At 36.7% G+C, this 16,871-nt stretch carries 23 protein-coding genes; 3 read left to right on the top strand and 20 right to left on the bottom strand.

Annotated features, from left to right (window positions below):
* Positions 1-25: 25 nt before the first annotated feature.
* From VEI_RS03340 to VEI_RS03315, 6 genes are all read right to left on the bottom strand, one after another.
* Positions 26-667 carry a Rad52/Rad22 family DNA repair protein gene (locus VEI_RS03340; protein ID WP_059361907.1) on the bottom strand — a complete coding sequence of 214 codons (642 nt, stop codon included), beginning with the start codon at positions 665-667 and terminating at the stop codon, positions 26-28.
* A complete protein-coding gene (locus tag VEI_RS03335; protein ID WP_059361906.1) occupies positions 668-1,531 on the bottom strand; it encodes a DUF1351 domain-containing protein in 864 nt (287 codons plus the stop codon). It lies immediately after the preceding gene.
* 253 nt (positions 1,532-1,784) lie between these two features.
* On the bottom strand, positions 1,785-1,985 hold the full coding sequence (locus VEI_RS03330) for a hypothetical protein (RefSeq protein ID WP_059361905.1): 201 nt from the start codon (positions 1,983-1,985) through the stop codon (positions 1,785-1,787).
* Positions 1,982-2,278, bottom strand: a complete 297-nt coding sequence (locus VEI_RS03325; protein ID WP_059361904.1) for a helix-turn-helix domain-containing protein — start codon at positions 2,276-2,278, stop codon at positions 1,982-1,984. Before VEI_RS03325 ends, VEI_RS03330 begins: the two co-directional genes overlap by 4 nt.
* Before the next feature lies 1 nt (position 2,279).
* Positions 2,280-3,023, bottom strand: coding sequence for a phage antirepressor (locus VEI_RS03320; RefSeq protein WP_059361903.1), 744 nt, complete (start codon positions 3,021-3,023; stop codon positions 2,280-2,282).
* Between the two features lie 34 nt (positions 3,024-3,057).
* Complete coding sequence (locus VEI_RS03315) at positions 3,058-3,258, bottom strand: helix-turn-helix transcriptional regulator (RefSeq protein ID WP_059361902.1); 201 nt, start codon at positions 3,256-3,258, stop codon at positions 3,058-3,060.
* A 148-nt stretch (positions 3,259-3,406) separates the two neighbouring features.
* Between VEI_RS03315 and VEI_RS03310 the strand changes: the two genes are divergently transcribed.
* From VEI_RS03310 to VEI_RS03295, 3 genes are all read left to right on the top strand, one after another.
* Positions 3,407-3,793 (top strand): helix-turn-helix domain-containing protein, encoded by a 387-nt coding sequence (locus VEI_RS03310; protein ID WP_059361901.1) that lies wholly within the window; start codon positions 3,407-3,409, stop codon positions 3,791-3,793.
* Positions 3,794-4,271: 478 nt separating this feature from the next.
* Complete coding sequence (locus VEI_RS03300) at positions 4,272-4,532, top strand: ImmA/IrrE family metallo-endopeptidase (protein ID WP_059361899.1); 261 nt, start codon at positions 4,272-4,274, stop codon at positions 4,530-4,532.
* A gap of 8 nt (positions 4,533-4,540) precedes the next feature.
* Positions 4,541-5,593 carry a site-specific integrase gene (locus VEI_RS03295; protein WP_059361898.1) on the top strand — a complete coding sequence of 351 codons (1,053 nt, stop codon included), beginning with the start codon at positions 4,541-4,543 and terminating at the stop codon, positions 5,591-5,593.
* Between the two features lie 81 nt (positions 5,594-5,674).
* On the opposite strand, the gene VEI_RS03290 is transcribed toward VEI_RS03295, so the two are convergent.
* From VEI_RS03290 to VEI_RS03225, 14 genes are all read right to left on the bottom strand, one after another.
* On the bottom strand, positions 5,675-6,718 hold the full coding sequence (locus tag VEI_RS03290; RefSeq protein WP_059361897.1) for an elongator complex protein 3: 1,044 nt from the start codon (positions 6,716-6,718) through the stop codon (positions 5,675-5,677).
* Between the two features lie 195 nt (positions 6,719-6,913).
* The gene (gene rnc / locus VEI_RS03285) at positions 6,914-7,657 is read right to left on the bottom strand and encodes a ribonuclease III (RefSeq protein WP_082161454.1); all 744 of its coding nucleotides are present in this window, start codon (positions 7,655-7,657) and stop codon (positions 6,914-6,916) included.
* Positions 7,657-8,901 (bottom strand): beta-ketoacyl-ACP synthase II, encoded by a 1,245-nt coding sequence (fabF, locus tag VEI_RS03280; RefSeq protein WP_059361895.1) that lies wholly within the window; start codon positions 8,899-8,901, stop codon positions 7,657-7,659. The genes rnc and fabF overlap by 1 nt, the downstream gene beginning before the upstream one ends.
* A 35-nt stretch (positions 8,902-8,936) precedes the next feature.
* A complete protein-coding gene (locus tag VEI_RS03275) occupies positions 8,937-9,893 on the bottom strand; it encodes an NAD(P)H-dependent flavin oxidoreductase (protein WP_059361894.1) in 957 nt (318 codons plus the stop codon).
* A 78-nt stretch (positions 9,894-9,971) separates the two neighbouring features.
* Positions 9,972-10,202: an acyl carrier protein gene (locus VEI_RS03270; protein WP_005376767.1), complete on the bottom strand. Its 231-nt coding sequence runs from the start codon at positions 10,200-10,202 to the stop codon at positions 9,972-9,974.
* 51 nt (positions 10,203-10,253) lie between these two features.
* Positions 10,254-10,997 (bottom strand): 3-oxoacyl-[acyl-carrier-protein] reductase, encoded by a 744-nt coding sequence (gene fabG, locus VEI_RS03265; RefSeq protein WP_059361893.1) that lies wholly within the window; start codon positions 10,995-10,997, stop codon positions 10,254-10,256.
* Position 10,998: 1 nt separating this feature from the next.
* Positions 10,999-11,940 carry an ACP S-malonyltransferase gene (gene fabD / locus VEI_RS03260; protein ID WP_059361892.1) on the bottom strand — a complete coding sequence of 314 codons (942 nt, stop codon included), beginning with the start codon at positions 11,938-11,940 and terminating at the stop codon, positions 10,999-11,001.
* A gap of 12 nt (positions 11,941-11,952) precedes the next feature.
* Positions 11,953-12,897 (bottom strand): enoyl-[acyl-carrier-protein] reductase FabK, encoded by a 945-nt coding sequence (gene fabK, locus VEI_RS03255; protein ID WP_059361891.1) that lies wholly within the window; start codon positions 12,895-12,897, stop codon positions 11,953-11,955.
* Between the two features lie 15 nt (positions 12,898-12,912).
* Positions 12,913-13,908, bottom strand: a complete 996-nt coding sequence (locus tag VEI_RS03250; protein ID WP_059361890.1) for a beta-ketoacyl-ACP synthase III — start codon at positions 13,906-13,908, stop codon at positions 12,913-12,915.
* Positions 13,892-14,920 carry a phosphate acyltransferase PlsX gene (plsX, locus tag VEI_RS03245; protein WP_059361889.1) on the bottom strand — a complete coding sequence of 343 codons (1,029 nt, stop codon included), beginning with the start codon at positions 14,918-14,920 and terminating at the stop codon, positions 13,892-13,894. The genes VEI_RS03250 and plsX overlap by 17 nt, the downstream gene beginning before the upstream one ends.
* Positions 14,921-14,923: 3 nt before the next feature.
* The gene (gene fapR / locus VEI_RS03240) at positions 14,924-15,487 is read right to left on the bottom strand and encodes a transcription factor FapR (protein WP_059361888.1); all 564 of its coding nucleotides are present in this window, start codon (positions 15,485-15,487) and stop codon (positions 14,924-14,926) included.
* Between the two features lie 306 nt (positions 15,488-15,793).
* A complete protein-coding gene (gene rpmF, locus VEI_RS03235; RefSeq protein ID WP_059361887.1) occupies positions 15,794-15,970 on the bottom strand; it encodes a 50S ribosomal protein L32 in 177 nt (58 codons plus the stop codon).
* A 25-nt stretch (positions 15,971-15,995) separates the two neighbouring features.
* A complete protein-coding gene (locus VEI_RS03230; RefSeq protein WP_059361886.1) occupies positions 15,996-16,511 on the bottom strand; it encodes a YceD family protein in 516 nt (171 codons plus the stop codon).
* Between the two features lie 101 nt (positions 16,512-16,612).
* Positions 16,613-16,747, bottom strand: a complete 135-nt coding sequence (locus VEI_RS03225; protein ID WP_004693422.1) for a rubredoxin — start codon at positions 16,745-16,747, stop codon at positions 16,613-16,615.
* Positions 16,748-16,871 lie beyond the last annotated feature (124 nt).

The following is a 16,871-nucleotide window of genomic DNA, read 5'->3' as shown; positions in this document are numbered from 1 at the left end:
CAGCGGACTTCTTAATGTTTCGATGTTATTTGTTGTCCACTTCATAACCTTTTACCCAGTCATAAAGTTTTGACATTTGATTTCTTGTAATGTTATCAATCACACCAACACCAAACATTTTTGTAAGTTGTTGGTTTAGTTGCTCACTACTAATCCCATGTTCGCCAGCCGTTTGTAATACAATTGCATACGCATTTTGAGGGTTAAACTCTTTTTCTTTCTTTTCTTTTTCTGCCGCTGCATTGATTTTTGTATCTTGCAAGCCTCGATATACATCAGCACCTACACCAATCATTTTTGCTGCAGTACCTAATGCATCAGTAACGGCCATCTTAAAGGCTTCATCGTTGCCGTGAAAACCATTTTTATCTTTGTAGATTAGGAAATCTCCACCATATCCAGGAATTGGTTCACTCCATTCATCACCATCTTTGATGTATAGATTTACCAATACATACAACATAGTTTCTTTGGTTTCTTCGACTGGTACTTGTTGAGTACTAACAACTTCAAATTTCCAACCAATTCCACACATACCATATGTTTCGGTTAAGATTTCCCATCGCCATTGAGGAGAAATGTCATATTTTCCTTTAAGTTTCCCAAAGTCAATTACTTTCAACGCTGATTGCGGTACAGTTTTAACCGCTATATATCTACTATCCATCTATACCTCTTTATATTTGTAACCACGCATTTCCAAGAAATCAGTTAAATCTTTTGCATCTTCTTCTGTTAAGTTATATACAGTTACTGTTAAACTTGTTTTTGCTTCTGATGTTTCTACTATTTCAACTGTTTCATTTGTGATACTTGCTCGTGCAGCCTCTTCCATTTCATTGCGTTTAGCAAATTTTGAATTGATAAATTCTCTAGCTTGATCTAGTGGCATATCTTTTACTACAGGCCAGCACTCATTAAAAGTAATCGGTGTGGCTAATTCGTATTGCTGGTTGCAAGTATCAACCACAAACTCAATCATTCCTTCTTTCTCTGCTAGAATTTGTTTATAATCGTCATCCGATTGTTGTCGCTTTGCAATTTCAATCATCATTCCCTCAATAGAGGTTTCAATGTCTTTCATCTTTGCAGTTTTATTTAACCATCGTTTATCACGTTGTAGTTGTTCCGCATATTCTGCACGAACGTAATACTTTTCAACCATCTTTTCAATAAACTTGTTGATGGTTTCTGTTTTTTCTTGTACTTCTTTTTCGTCAAAGTATTTAATTTGTTCCGCCAATGGCTTTTCTGCATCGTAAACGACTTTCAATACTTCATTTACTTCTTCCTCAAACAGTTCAATAGGTCTTTTGAGTTCTCTTTTTTTCTCTTTACAGAATTTATCAAGCGTTGTCCGATACTTAACAATTTCATTCTTAGCACTTACCATTTCCTTATAGTTTTCTTCCGTTACTACAAGGCCTTTGTATTTCTCTAACTGCGCCTCAAAGTAAGATTTAATTTCATCTTTATTCCATTTGAATACTTGTTCGTTTCGGCTAACAACTGGTGTTAAATTAATTTCCATGTTTTTCTCCTTATATTTGTGTTAAAATACAAGTAGAGTATTTTCAAAATCACTCTACACGCACGCTTATGGCTTTGGTCGGTCTAGCGTGCTTTTTTTATTTCCCTCATCCAGAAATTTGAAAGGATGAGTAATGTTATACCTAATGAGATTTGCAAAAACCCTGTCCATGCGTCTATTAGGTCATACTCTATTGAGTTGATAGAGCCAACCATAAAGAACAGGGCAATTGCTCTTGTAAGATAAATAAATTTCATTGTACGCTCCAATGTGCTATTTCATGATTGCAAGTCCTAATCTCTCTAATTGCAACAGCCACTCTTCTTTTTGCTATTACTTTATAGCAAGGGTGGTCTGTTCTGAATGCATGTCTTTTGTGAAATGCATTGTTTAATCTTTCTTTTAGCATTACCAACTCATTTTTTAGCTGTTTTACTTTCCACTCAAATCTCATAATTCTTCTCCTACAATCACTAGCATTTGGCTAGTGATTTTTTTTATTTCACTTTTTAAACGATTGTTTTCTTCTCTTAGTGTTTCCACTTCGTTTTTTAATTTTCTGTAACCAATAGCCGAGTATTCGCTTTCAACTCCTGCTAGTGCTTCGACCTCTTTTTTACTAAACCTTACACCGCTTACATTCGGTAGTTGTTTTAGCTTGCCTTTATTTCTTAGGTCATATACTGCAGTTAGTGAAATTTGAAATAGTTCCGCTACTTGGTTAGCCGTGTATACAAGGCTTTCCATTTTATTCACCTAAAAATTTATTAATAAAATACTGTTGTCCTTTTCCTGTTACTTTTGTAGTTTTATTAACCGATGTATGACCATCAGCATGGCTTACAACAGTTTCTTTAATTTGGAATAGTCCCATTTCCATTGCTTTTTGTGTAGGACTGTTATAATCAGAACCTTTACGTTTTATTAAATATGAGTTTTCACGTAACCAATTAAACAATCGTTTTTGCCCCATGTCTTTTACTCCATTTTGGTGAAGTAATTTTGCTAAATCACCTACCAAGATAGATGTATGACTGGCTGCTACACTATCAGCGAACAAAACTTTTGGCTTTTGCTCTTCAATCAAAGCTTTTGCTTTATTATGTTCTTCAACCTCATTAGCATATGCTCTTAATGCATCTGGCAATGTGCGAGGTATATCTGCAACGTATTGTCCTGTTTTACGTATTTGAGGGATAACATCATGTGTGATCCAGCGCTTAAATTCTTTAGCTTCTGGCTTTCTACTTGAAAGCACCAAACTATATAAGCCATATTCATTGACAACAGATTTTTCTGGATTTCCCGGAGTACCGTCATTTAAAATGACACTACTCTTTTCATCATCGTCCAATCGGATTAACGCTTGTCTTGAATTGTTAATTTCAAGACAGTTACATACATCTTTAGCAACAAACCAAGCTTCTTGACCTTGCATTACAATGCGTACATTACCAAATTGATTGCTTTTAAAAATTTGTAATTCACTCATGCATTCACCCTTTCTTTTTTCTACTTAAAGTAGACTAATAAGGCAAAATAATATCATCCATAGTTACTGAATACAATCTACATAATTCAGTTAAATTTCCATAGTCGATTTCTGTTTTACCATTCTCCCAATTGTTGATTGTAACTTTAGATTTCTTCATTTTCTTTGCCACATTTTCTTGAGATAGATTTGCATTAACTCTTGCTGCTTTCAATGAAATTTTTAATCGCTTCAATTTATCACCCCTTTCTTATGCTATTAGTATAGTTTACTTAAAGTAGAATGTCAATACTAAAAGTAAACTTTTTTAAAAAATAGTATTGAAGTTTACTACTTTAAGTATTAATATAGAAATATACAGGTGAGAAGAATAGGAGTTTATCATGAATTCTGATTACAAAAAGGTGTTTGCTAAAAATTTAAGTAATTTATTAGCAAGAAACAAAAAGACACAAGCCGATTTAGTAGCCGATTTAAGATTAAACAAATCAACTATTTCAACATGGGTTAACGGCACTAAAATGCCTAGAATGAATAAAATAGAACAGTTAGCTAACTATTTTGGGGTAGAAAAATCAGATTTAATAGAGGATAAATCTGATACTGACGAACAGTACTACAATGATTCATCTGTATCAGAATACGCACAAGCGATTAAAGATAATCCAGATTTACGCATACTATTTGATGCCAGTAAAGATATGTCTAAAAGCGATATAGATTTTGTGATAAATACTATCGAAATGTTAAAGAAAAGAGAGGGTAAATAATATGATTTTAGATATTATAGTATTAATCATCTTAAATTATTTTCTAAATAAAAAAAGGCAAAAAAACTCGCCGAATTTAATGATGTCTAAAGATTCGTATTGTGCTTTGTCTATGGTTGTTTTTATAATCTGGGCGATTATATTTGTTTTTGTTTCGGTTACTGGCAAACATTCGTACTCGTCATCACTATTTCTTATGAATATTTCTTATATTGCTAGCTTTATATTTGCGTCTTTAACGTATCATATGGCAGTAGACATATATCAAAGCAAATATAATCTTAAAGCAACAATACTTTCCATACTTTCTATTTTCCCTATTTTAAATCTTATAGTCCTAATTGCTTTATTACTTAAAAAGCATAATCCATCAAATACACTTTCAGAATAATAGCTCTATATTTCATTTATTAACTAACACATGGGAAATTTTATGCACATACTACTTTGTACAATAACCCTATAAGGGGATGATAGTATGAACATCAATTTGATTTACATAAAATTACGGAAAACACAAACTGCGGTATTAAAACTAAATGATGACGGAACATATACAATCCTAGTTAATAGCAATAAGCCACGAGATATACAAAGGCAAGGAATACTACACGAATTAGGCCATATCATACATGACGATATGTACAATAACGCTAATGTTGATTTAATCGAGCGTATGGCTCATGCAAGGCAATTTGACGATGTAGAGGGTATTAACTTTTACACTCACATCATATGAGGTGAATTATGCAATACAATTTCACTATCAGAAAAAAAGACAAAGGGTTTCAGATTATAGTTAGCTATAAGGATGGCTATAAGTGGAAACAGAAATCTAAACAGGGTTTCGCTACACAAAGAGATGCAAAACTTTATGGCCAAGAAATAGTAGACAATCTAAAAAAGACTATCACCAGTCCACTTGATGATAGTCTAAAAGATATAACGCTTATTGAGTTTTTTAATATATTTATTAGTGAACATATCAACGCTACAAAGAATACATTGATCACTTACAAGAACGCACTCAATGTAGTTGATGCATTAAAGGATAAAAAACTATCCACGATTACAACGCAAGATATACTACATCAATTCAATCATTCCGTATATGCAGTTGCTACAATAAACCTAGCATATAGAGTGCTAAATATGTTATTTAACTATGCTATCTCTCCATACAAAGTAGTTCGTGAAAATCCTTGTAAACCTATTAAGCCGTTAAAACAACGTGATGTAAAAAAGGTTTCTGTTATTACCGCTGATGAGTTACAACGATTAGACGAATTAGAGGATGGCAACTATTTATACTACGTATTGTTCATGGTGGCAAGATATACAGGTGCTAGGTATGGCGAAATAATAGCTATAACATGGAACGATATAGACTTCACAAATAAAACAATCGCCATAAACAAACAATGGGTAGCACTAGGAAATAATCAATTCGACTACTCATTTACTAAATCCACTAATGGAATAAGGACTATACCAATACCGCCTGCATTACTTGAGATACTGAAAAAATATAAAAATGTATGTACAACAGATAGGTTGTTTAACTTTAGGCGGAGTAATACTACTACCCCTAACAGAATATTACAAAAATATATTCCAGAAAAATCAATGCATGCATTCCGTCATACATACGCTACTACTTTATTAGCAAATAATGTAGATGTTAAAACAGTAGCAAGCCTACTTGGTGATACAGTAGATACAGTTATTCACAATTACATACACTACACGGATGAGATGAGGTTAAAGGCTGCGGAAAGCGTAGCTAATATTTTTGGCTAATAATTTTTGACGATTTTTTGATAAATAAAACAAAACCCTAGCAATATCAATGATTGTTAGGGTTTTTGTTAATATCTTTAATTATACCACATATACCATGCCATCTATACTGCATTGTACTGTATCAATATCATTATTTTCTCGCCATGTGAAAGTTATATCCTTATACATATTTTCAAAATATTCAACATTTCGTTTTTTTAATCCTCGAACCTTAGAGGTAAGACTTCTTGGGTATTTAACAACAACAGCCTTAATAGTTTCTTCAAAATATTCTGTATGTTCATTCATACAATACTCTATCCTCTGGCGCCATTGTTCATTTGACACCAATTCCCCCATAGCAGGCTCATAAGGACCTGCCAATAGACTAGTACCTGTATCGAGTTCTTCAGTGCTTTGCAATCCAGTCCGAATAACAGTAATATAATGCGATTCAAACCAAGTCTTTAAAAATGCACAATACTGTAATGCTAATTCCAATGATAATGGCTCATATATACCTGACTTGTATTGTTCCGCCAATTCCGTATGATCTATGACGAGAACGGGATAAATACGTACAAAATCAGGCTGCAATGCAGTTATTTCGACAGCTGTTTGTATTATCGTTTCCCATGAATCGCCTAAAAGCCCTGGCAATAGTTGTAGTCCTACAGTAAATTCAAACTTTCGTAATTGTTTAACAGCCACTTTTACATCATCAGAGGTATGACCGCGTTTAGCGAGGGATAGAACGGTATCATCCATCGATTGTACGCCTAACTCAATTGTCTTCATGCCTAATGAACATAATAATTCTAATTGTCTGTCACTGACTGCATCTGGCCTTGTAGAGCATCGAATGCTGTCTATTAATCCTGATTGTAATGCTTCATAAGCAGGTTTTAATAACTGTATCTGCAATTTTTGATCGATAGCAGAAAAGGATCCTCCGTAAAAACAGACCTCCCAAAACTTATCATTTTTTGAGTCCCCTACATAGTCCTTAATAGTAGATGCAATATATTCGGGTGTTAAATGTCCTATCCCCACCGTTTCTGTAATACGAGACTGATTACAAAATGTACAAACATGTGGGCATCCTACATGGGGTATAAAAAAAGGAATCATACCATATCTCATTACTTTTACCTCCTTTCTATTAATTATTTATGTGTTTTAATCTATATATTTTAACCTATATTTGTTTAACCTATATGTATACTAACCCATTAGAGCTTTCAACATATCAATGCATTCATCATATTAAGACTGTCTATAGCTATTTATTTCTATTCTATTAATAGTTCCTATATAAAAAGCGCCTTTCGGCGCTTCTTATATAGCAGCCATTAACTTTTCGAGGGTCAATTGTGCTGCATGTTGTTCTGCAATTTTTTTACTTTTACCAGAGCCGGCCTCATAATTTACGCCATCAATAGATACCTCCATTGTAAAGGTTTTTGCATGGTCTGGACCTGCTTCACCAATAAGATTATACACGATGTGTTTATCACCATCTCGTTGTACAAATTCTTGCAACAATGTTTTATAATCTTTACCACGTTTCCCTTCTAAGGCTTGCTTTAAATTAGGAGCCAAGTGATGAAGAGCAAACTTCATTACAGTTTGATAGTCAGTAGTAATATATAATGCCCCAATTAAGGATTCGAAGGTATCTGCCAGAATAGATTTTCGATTATTACCACCAGAGGATTTCTCTCCATGACCTAACAATAAGTAATCACCTAACCGCAAAGAGCGGCTCACAGAAGCTAATGAATCTTCACAAACTGTAGCAGCCTTAATTTTCGTTAAATTACCTTCCGACATATCTGGATGTGTTTTAAATAGATATTCCCCAATGATAAGATCTAGTACGGCATCACCAAGAAACTCTAATCGCTGATTGTGATGAATATACTTAGTTTTATGTTCATTCGCATAAGATGTATGAGTTAAAGCACAATCTAAAACTGAAATATCAATCGTCGGTATATCTAAACGACTAACAAGCTCATGAAGAGAATCCTCACGAGCTTGTGTCATTATAATATTCTTATGCGATACGTGACGCCCCATTAATCTTCATAACGGCGAACACAAAGTGTACCGTTATGACCACCAAAACCGAAGGAGTTCGAAAGAGCTGCTGTAATATGTAAATCACGAGCACCTTCACGTACATAATCAAGATCTAAACCTTCATCTGGATTATCACAGTTAATTGTTGGATGAACCTTACCTGTTTCGATTGCCATTGCCATTACAATAGTTTCAATCGCACCAGCAGCGCCCAACAAGTGACCTGTCATGGATTTTGTAGAGTTAACAGCGATATTTTTTGCATGGTCGCCGAACAATTCTTTAATAGCCAATGTTTCATTTTGGTCATTAAGGCCTGTAGATGTACCGTGAGCATTGATGTAGTTAATATCTTTAAGATCGATACCAGCATCTTTAATTGCTAATTCCATACATTTACGAGCTTGTACACCACCTGGAGCTGGAGCAGTAATGTGGTATGCATCACCATTTGTACCATAACCTACAACTTCAGCATAGATATGAGCACCACGAGCTTTAGCATGTTCTAATTCTTCAAGTACAACGATACCTGCACCTTCACCCATTACGAAACCATCGCGGTCTTTATCAAATGGACGAGAAGCTTTTGTAGGTTCATCGTTACGAGTAGACATAGCTTTCATAGCTGCAAAACCTGCTACAGCAGCAGGGGAAACAGCCGCTTCAGTACCACCAGCAAACATGATATCTGCATCGCCACGTTGGATAATGCGGAATGCATCACCAATTGCATTAGTACCAGAAGTACAAGCTGTTACGTCTGTAATAACAGGACCTTTCAAGCCAAGGCGAATGGATACACGTGCAGAAGACATATTTGCAATCATCATAGGAACTGCAAATGGGCTTACGCGACCAGGACCTTTATCAAACAATGTTGTATATACTTCATGAATAGAATCAATACCGCCAATACCAGTACCAACAACTGTACCACAACGGTCCAAATCTTCTTCATCAAGTGCCAATTTTGCATCATCAGCGGCAAGAACGGCTGCACCAATAGCGAATTCAACGGAACGGTCCATACGGCGAGCTTCTTTTTTGTCTACACCATATTGAGTAATATCAAAATCTTTAACTTCGCCTGCAATGCGTGTTGCATAGTCAGATGCATCAAAGCGTGTAATCGGGCCAATACCAGATTTACCCTCTAATAACGCATTGTAGAAATTTTCTTTACCGATACCTACCGGAGTAACTGCTCCTAAGCCAGTAATTACTACACGTTTTTCCAATTATTCCACCTCTTATAGCTATATAGCCCCTTTAATTAATCGATTTCTGCTACTTGTTGTTTCAACTGAGCAAAAATATCTTTAACTGGCATAATCTTGTCGACTTTTCTCATATTATTGCCAGAGAATACTAACCCCGTTTCCACATCACCTTGTTGTGCTCTAGATAAAGCACGGATAATACAGAATTTATGGGAACAATGTTTTAAACAATTGTCACACACTGTTGGTGGCGCTACTGTACCATCAAGAACAGATTCAGCAAATTTATTTTTGATAGCCTGTCCTGGTAACCCTACTGGACTTTGAATAAGTACAATATCTTCAGGATTTGTAGCACGCACATACATTTTTTTCAATTCATCAGATGCATTACATTCATCAGATGCAGCAAAACGACTGCCCATTTGAACGCCATTAGCACCTAATTTCAACATTTCTACAATATCGCGACCATCGAGAACACCACCAGCAGCAATAACTGGAATGTTTTTAACGGCAGCTACAACTTCTGGAACGATTTCTCGAGCGGAACGATCCGTACCCAAGTGGCCGCCAGCTTCGCAGCCTTCTACGATTACTGCTGCAGCACCTAAACCTTCAGAAATGCGAGCTAATTTTGCGGACGAAACAATTGGTACGATTGGAGTACCAGATTCTTTGCCCATTGCGAACATATCTCTTGAAAAACCAGCACCTGCTACTACAAGATCAATGCCCTCTTCGATGGCAGTTTTAACAAGGCCAGCAAATTGAGTGGCCGCTACCATCGCATTTATACCAATAATACCCGTAGGTGATAATTTTCTAGCTAATTGTATTTCATATCGTAATTCATCAAAAGGCAAGCCAGATGCTGCAATTAGGCCAATACCACCTTCATTTGCAACGGCTGCTGCCAACCGAGCTGTAGACAATCTAATCGCCATACCACCTTGAATAATAGGTACTTTGGCCACTAGATTCCCAATGCGAAGTTCAGGGAGCTTCACTATCAATTCCTCCTGTAAACAAAACCGATTTGGGGAGCCACTCGGCCCCCCGCACGGCTGAATTGTCAGCTATACAGCTTATTTAGCAGAATCAATATATTCTACTGTATCCTTAACGGTTTTGATTTTTTCTGCAACGTCGTCAGGGATTTCAACATTGAATTCTTCTTCAAATGCCATGATTAATTCAACGATATCCAAGGAGTCAGCGCCTAAGTCGTCGATGAATGTAGAATCAATGGTAACTTCAGCTTCATCAACGCCTAATTGTTCCACAACGATTGCTTTAACTTTATCGAAAGTGCTCATTAGTGGTTCACCTCCTTTCAAATGAGATTTATATATAGTCTAATTTTGTATCTACATTACCATGCCACCATCTACATTGATAACTTGACCAGTAACATAGCTAGCAAAATCACTAGCAAGGAATGTTGTTACGGCAGCCACTTCTTCTGGGTTAGCCATACGGCCCAACGGAATTTGTGTTACCATAGCTTCTTTAACCTTTTCAGGCAATACGTCGGTCATATCAGTATTGATAAAACCAGGCGCAATAGCATTAACTGTGATGCCACGGCTAGCTAATTCTTTAGCACAAGATTTAGTAAAACCAATTACACCTGCTTTAGAAGCTGCATAATTTGCTTGGCCCGCATTACCCATTACACCTACAACGGAAGTCATATTAATAATGCGACCAGAGCGTTGTTTCATCATGATTTTGGATACTGCCTTAGTTACCAAATATACACCTTTAAGGTTGATATCGATAACTGCATCAAAGTCTTCATCTTTCATACGCATAAGCAAGCCATCACGAGTGATACCAGCATTGTTTACTAAGATATCGATATGACCAAATGTTTTATGCGTTTCTTCTACCATTGCTGCCACTTCTTCTGCGTTTGCAACATTGGTTTTAATTTTAATCGCTTTGCGACCTAATGCTAAGATAGCATCAACTGTTTCTTGAGCGGCAGCTTCACTACCACTATAGTTAACAGCTACATCAGCACCAGATTGTGCAAGCTGAATAGCAACAGCGCGACCGATACCACGAGATGCGCCAGTTACGAGAGCTACTTTACCCTCTAAGTGCATTTTATCGAACCCCCTTTAAAAATTCAAGCGTTTTCTCTAAGGATGGAATGTCTTCTACATTAGCTAATTCCATTTCTTTATTTATTTTTTTAGTGAATCCCGTTAATACTTTACCAGGACCAACCTCTACAAATCGAGTTACACCAAAGTTAACCATTTCTGCTACGCAGTCTTCCCACAATACAGGATTAGCAGCTTGAGTTACTAAAGACTCTTTAATATCGCTAGCATTTGTCAAAATCTTACCTGTTACATTAGCTACCACTGGAATTTGAGCATCGTTAACTTGAATTTTATCTAATTCTTCTTTTAAGCGAACAGCTGCTGGTTCCATAAGACGGCTATGGAATGGAGCACTTACAGGAAGCATAACGGCACGTTTTGCACCAGCTTCTTTCATTTTTTCTGCTGCTGTCTCCACAGCTGCTGTTTCACCAGCAATAACGATTTGACCTGGGCAGTTAAAGTTAACTGCTTGTACAGAGCCTACAGTATCATTTACTTGTTGGCAAATTTCAACAACTTGTTCTCTTGGCAATGCAAGGATAGCCGCCATAGCACCTTTACCTAATGGCACTGCTTCTTGCATATATTCACCACGTTTATGAACTACATATACGGCATCTTTAAAATCTAAAACACCTGCAGCTACTAACGCACTGTACTCACCTAAGCTATGACCACCTACAATATCAGGTGTAAAGCCTTGTTCTTTTAATACTTCGTAGCAAGCTACAGAAGCAGTTAAAATGGCAGGTTGCGTATTAGCTGTCTTAACCAATTCAGTATCAGGACCTTCAAAGCATAATTTAGTAATAGAATAACCTAATGCTTCGTCAGCTTCTTCAAAACGTTGTTTTACAATAGGATATGCATTATATAAATCTTGCAGCATACCTACTTTTTGTGAACCTTGACCAGGAAAAACAAATGCTGTTTTCATAGGATATCCTCCTTATTTACCAAATCTTTGTAAGTTATTAATAACAGCTTCAGCTTCTGTCATAATATCAACAATGATATCTTTACATGGTTTAACATCTTGCAACATACCTGCAATTTGACCAATCATAACAGAACCTTCTTTTACATCACCTTCAATAGCAGCTTTACGAAGTGTGCCTGCGCCAAGATTTTCTAATTCTTCCTTGGAACCACCATTAAATTCAAGATTTTTATATTTATGTGCTAATTGATTGTCGATAATTCGAACTGGATGACCTGTTGTAAGACCAGTCATAACAGTAGAACGATCTTTTGCTTTCAATACAGCGTTTTTATAGTTTTCATGAGCGATACATTCTTCAGATAGGACAAAACGTGTACCCATTTGAACTGCATGAGCACCTAGTGCAAACGCAGCTGCTACGCCACGACCATCTGCAATACCACCAGCAGCAATAACTGGAACATCGACAGCATCTACAACTTGTGGTAACAATGCCATTGTTGTAATATCACCAACATGGCCACCTGACTCAGTACCTTCTGCAATAAGCGCATCAATGCCACCACGAAGCAAACGTTTAGCTAATAATACAGATGCCACTACAGGAATAACCTTTGTACCAATCTCTTTCAATGCTGGAATATAAACACCTGGATTACCTGCACCAGTTGTAATAACAGGAACGCGTTCTTCAACGACTACTTCCATAACTTCTTTTACAAATGGAGACATAAGCATAATGTTACAACCAAACGGTTTACTAGTACGTTCTTTTACTTTGTGGATTTCATTGCGGAAAACATCTGGTGGCATATGACCTGCACCAATGATGCCAAGGCCGCCAGCTTCAGATACAGCTGATGCAAGTTCTGCAGTTCCTAACCAAGCCATACCACCTTGAAAGATTGGATATTCAATCTGCAACAAATCACAAATATCTGTCTTAATCATCTTGATGTTTCCTCCTTAATACCATTTCAAGACGAGGCTAGCCCAGGTAAGACCAGCACCAAATCCTGCAAGTGCTACATTATCACCACGTTTTAAGCAACCTTGACGATTAGCCTCATCTAACGCAATCGCTACTGATGCAGCAGATGTATTCCCATACTTATGTAAATTTACAAATACCTTTTCTTTTGGCATGTGTAAACGTTTAGCAGCTGAATCGATAATACGAATATTAGCTTGATGAGGAATAAAGAAATCCAGTTCCTCTAAATTCATATTAGCACGCTCTAATGATTTTAATGCTGTTCTCCCCATTGTTTTAACTGCAAATTTATATACTTCTGGGCCATCCATATGAACGAAGGTCAACCCCTCTTCGATACGTTGGTCATTAGCTACAACAGCAGTACCACCAGCTGGAATGCATAGTGCTGGCCCACCAGTACCATCAGCACCTAAGTCAACACCTTTGATGCCATATCCTTCAGGAACTTCTGATACAACAGCTGCACCAGCGCCATCACCAAATAGGATGCATGTACTACGATCTTTCCAGTTAATACGGCGTGATAGTACTTCTGCACCTACCACTAGTACATTTTTAAATAATCCTGAACTAATATAGCTATGAGCGGTAATTAAGCCATATACAAAGCCAGAACATGCCGCTTGTAGATCATAAGCAGCCGCATTTTTAGCACCTAAATTTGCTTGTAATACACAAGCAGCAGATGGAATTATCATATCTGGTGTCAGTGTTGCAAAGATAATCATGTCGATATCTTCTGCATTTAAGTTAGCCATTTGAAGTGCTTTTTTTGCTGCTTCAGTAGCCATATAGGATGTGTTCATACCTTCTGGTGCAATACGTCTTTCTTCAATGCCAGTACGCTCTCTAATCCATTGATCACTAGTATCAACAATTTTTTCTAAATCAAAGTTCGTTACTACATTATCAGGAAGGAAGCTGCCTGTACCAATAATACCGACATGTTTACTCATCATATTCATATTTTACGGCTCCTTCAATTTCCACTGTTTGTCGAATCTGCTCAATAATTTTACGTTCTACTAAATCGGTAGCTATTTTAATAGCAGTCTTTATTTCTTTTGCCTTAGAACTGCCATGAGAAATCATAAATACACCATTAACACCTAAAAGAGGTGCACCACCACTTTCAGTGTGGTCTAATTTTTTAGCTATAGGTTTTAATGCTGGTTTAATAAGCATAGCACCGATCTTTGCAAAAATACTGCCACCCATAATGCTATCCTTAATAAGCTGTGTCAAGCTAGTTACAAGACCTTCTGCAAATTTAAGAACTACATTACCAACGAACCCATCACATACGACAACGTCCACCGCACCTTTTGGAATATCACGGCCTTCAACATTGCCTTTGAAGTTAATAGTTTTCATTTTTTCTAAAATTGGATACGTAGCCAATACAACTTCATTACCCTTAGTGGCCTCTTCACCAATATTTAAAAGGCCTACTGTAGGATTTTCTTTACCCAATAATAGTTTTGCATATTCAGAACCCATTAAGGCACCTTGCACAAGATGTTTAGGTTTACTGTTAGAGTTGGCACCAGAGTCCAACATAACAGTAATACCGTTTACAGTAGGCATAGGCGTCGCAATAACCGGTCTGTCGATACCTTTAATACGACCTAATCCAAATAATGCAGCAGCAACCGCTGCTCCAGTGCTCCCTGGTGCGATAACAGCATCACAAACTTTGCTTCGAACCAATGCTGTAGCAACTACGACAGAAGCATCCTTCTTTTTACGCAATGCTTGTCCTGGATGCTCATCCATGCCAATCACTTCGCTAGCATGATGCACAGTAACGCGCGGATTATTTATTTCATTATTATCTTCTAAAATTTTATTAATTTGAGTTTCATCGCCTACGAGAACTACATCGATATGTTTTGTTTCTCGCACTGCTTCCAAGGCGCCTAAGACGGTTTCCAAGGGAGCAAAATCACCACCCATGGCGTCAATTGCAATTTTCATATACTACACCCGATTCTCCACAGACTCCATGATAAATTTAGCTCTAAACACTTCTTTTATTTTATCTCTAATTATAACCCAAATAAAGTACTTATCACCACGACGTCGAACGATTTCTGCTTTCGCAACCAAATTGGTGCCTGACTCTACTGGATTTTTATATTTAATATTCCCTACCTCTGCGGAGCAAACAGTTGTCCCCATTACAAGCTTCGCCAAGGAGTTTGCTTGAGCATACAAATACTGTGGATCTATATAACCAAAACGATCTTCCATATCTGGCGTCGTATGCAACATAGAAAGAGCTTGTTTTCCCTCTGTAACATCTATCAATTCGCCAACGATTTCATGTTGTATTGGTTCAGGTTGATCTTCCTGAGCATGACCGGTAGCCATAGCCTTAATACGTTCACGCAATTCAGGAATTCCCAATTCTAATCGATCAAGTCGAATTGTAGGCACACTGACACCAAAGTGCGATGCCAACTCTTCATCAGTAAGAAAAGGCGTAATATTCAGTTTTTCAGTTAACTGTTTCTGTCTTTCTTGCTTCTTCAACCTACTCATGGGACCACCTTTTATGACCTAGTATTAATATTACATCCTAAGTATATATAATATTTCCCATATTGGCAAGGTTTTTCGTATATATAGTGTTATACTTTATTGTAATATACTAAATATTGTTCTTATTTTAAATTTCGTTAATCTTTAAATTAGATATTAATACATTACATATATTCAGCTTCTAAAACAACACTCTTACAATTATGTAGCCGATCTGCCTATTGAAAGACTACACAATTGTAAAAACACTGTTTTTTACATAGAAAAAACACCTACACATATGTGTAGGTGTTTTACATGCTTACATTAAGCTTTTGCTACTACTTGTTCACCTTTGTAGTGACCACATGTAGGGCAAACACGATGAGGCATCTTAGGTTCGTGGCATTGTGGACATGCTACATAACCAGGAGCTTCTAATTTCCAATTCGCACGACGACGATCGCGACGGCATTTAGATAATCTACGTTTAGGTACTGCCATTATCTGCACCTCCTTAGTACAATCATTAGGATAATCTATCATCTTTCTCATCAAGCAAAGCACGTAACTCTGCAAATCGAGGATCCACCACAAAGGATTCACAAGAACACGGTGAAACATTCAAATTTGCTCCGCAATGAACGCACAATCCTTTGCAATCATCCTGACATAACACTTGAGAGGGCTCATTGATGATTAATGTATCCCTAATTAGTTCTGTTAAGTCAATCTCCTCTCCGTTGAAAGGAGTCGCATCATCCTCGGCATCTCTACGCTCACTATAGATTTCCTCGAAGGAATCATTTCGCTCATGTTCCGTTGTTTTCAAACAACGAGAACAATCGTAATCACCTTTAGATTCAATTGAACCTTGAACGATGTAATTTTGACCATCAAACCAAAACTCACCACTGATGGTTATATCATGACGGCTCCAAGGAAAAGCAACTACGTCACTACCAAGTTCTACACTCGGCATCGTATAGCTATAAGGAAATTTCTTTCCTATATGTTCTTTTGCTTGCTCTACTTGCAGTTTCATAATCTTACCTCGACTTATAATATTATAAACATGACAGGGTGCTTTGTCAAATAAAAAAGGCTATCTCAATAATGCTTAAGATAGCCTTTCTAATGTATTAATTACATTTTTTCGAATTGATCTTTGCCAACACCGCAAATTGGGCAAACATAATCAGCTGGTTGATCTTCGAATTTAACGCCTTCTACAGCTTCGTCATAAACCCAACCACATACTACGCATACGTATTTTTCCATGTCTATTTCCTCCTTCACTTGAGATTATATAAATGTGTTCATATCTTTGAGATACTTCGTCTGTACATAGTATAACAAAGATATCGAAAGTTTTCAATACTCATTTTTCTATTTTTTATTTTTA

It is taken from the genome of Veillonella tobetsuensis (assembly GCF_001078375.1).
In the GTDB taxonomy this organism is placed as follows: domain Bacteria; phylum Bacillota; class Negativicutes; order Veillonellales; family Veillonellaceae; genus Veillonella; species Veillonella tobetsuensis.
The sequence above is the reverse complement of the archived record's forward strand: the minus strand, read 5'-3'. Positions and strand labels throughout refer to the sequence as shown.

Excerpts from the sequence above, each read along its gene's own strand:
- VEI_RS03340 (WP_059361907.1), bottom strand. The coding sequence starts at position 667 with ATGGATAGTAGATATATAGCGGTTAAAACTGTACCGCAATCAGCGTTG.
- VEI_RS03335 (WP_059361906.1), bottom strand. The coding sequence starts at position 1,531 with ATGGAAATTAATTTAACACCAGTTGTTAGCCGAAACGAACAAGTATTC.
- VEI_RS03330 (WP_059361905.1), bottom strand. The coding sequence starts at position 1,985 with ATGAGATTTGAGTGGAAAGTAAAACAGCTAAAAAATGAGTTGGTAATG.
- VEI_RS03325 (WP_059361904.1), bottom strand. The coding sequence starts at position 2,278 with ATGGAAAGCCTTGTATACACGGCTAACCAAGTAGCGGAACTATTTCAA.
- VEI_RS03320 (WP_059361903.1), bottom strand. The coding sequence starts at position 3,023 with ATGAGTGAATTACAAATTTTTAAAAGCAATCAATTTGGTAATGTACGC.
- VEI_RS03310 (WP_059361901.1), top strand. The coding sequence starts at position 3,407 with ATGAATTCTGATTACAAAAAGGTGTTTGCTAAAAATTTAAGTAATTTA.
- VEI_RS03300 (WP_059361899.1), top strand. The coding sequence starts at position 4,272 with ATGAACATCAATTTGATTTACATAAAATTACGGAAAACACAAACTGCG.
- VEI_RS03295 (WP_059361898.1), top strand. The coding sequence starts at position 4,541 with ATGCAATACAATTTCACTATCAGAAAAAAAGACAAAGGGTTTCAGATT.
- VEI_RS03290 (WP_059361897.1), bottom strand. The coding sequence starts at position 6,718 with ATGAGATATGGTATGATTCCTTTTTTTATACCCCATGTAGGATGCCCA.
- rnc (WP_082161454.1), bottom strand. The coding sequence starts at position 7,657 with ATGGGGCGTCACGTATCGCATAAGAATATTATAATGACACAAGCTCGT.
- VEI_RS03270 (WP_005376767.1), bottom strand. The coding sequence starts at position 10,202 with ATGAGCACTTTCGATAAAGTTAAAGCAATCGTTGTGGAACAATTAGGC.
- fabG (WP_059361893.1), bottom strand. The coding sequence starts at position 10,997 with ATGCACTTAGAGGGTAAAGTAGCTCTCGTAACTGGCGCATCTCGTGGT.
- fabD (WP_059361892.1), bottom strand. The coding sequence starts at position 11,940 with ATGAAAACAGCATTTGTTTTTCCTGGTCAAGGTTCACAAAAAGTAGGT.
- fabK (WP_059361891.1), bottom strand. The coding sequence starts at position 12,897 with ATGATTAAGACAGATATTTGTGATTTGTTGCAGATTGAATATCCAATC.
- VEI_RS03250 (WP_059361890.1), bottom strand. The coding sequence starts at position 13,908 with ATGAATATGATGAGTAAACATGTCGGTATTATTGGTACAGGCAGCTTC.
- plsX (WP_059361889.1), bottom strand. The coding sequence starts at position 14,920 with ATGAAAATTGCAATTGACGCCATGGGTGGTGATTTTGCTCCCTTGGAA.
- fapR (WP_059361888.1), bottom strand. The coding sequence starts at position 15,487 with ATGAGTAGGTTGAAGAAGCAAGAAAGACAGAAACAGTTAACTGAAAAA.
- rpmF (WP_059361887.1), bottom strand. The coding sequence starts at position 15,970 with ATGGCAGTACCTAAACGTAGATTATCTAAATGCCGTCGCGATCGTCGT.
- VEI_RS03230 (WP_059361886.1), bottom strand. The coding sequence starts at position 16,511 with ATGAAACTGCAAGTAGAGCAAGCAAAAGAACATATAGGAAAGAAATTT.
- VEI_RS03225 (WP_004693422.1), bottom strand. The coding sequence starts at position 16,747 with ATGGAAAAATACGTATGCGTAGTATGTGGTTGGGTTTATGACGAAGCT.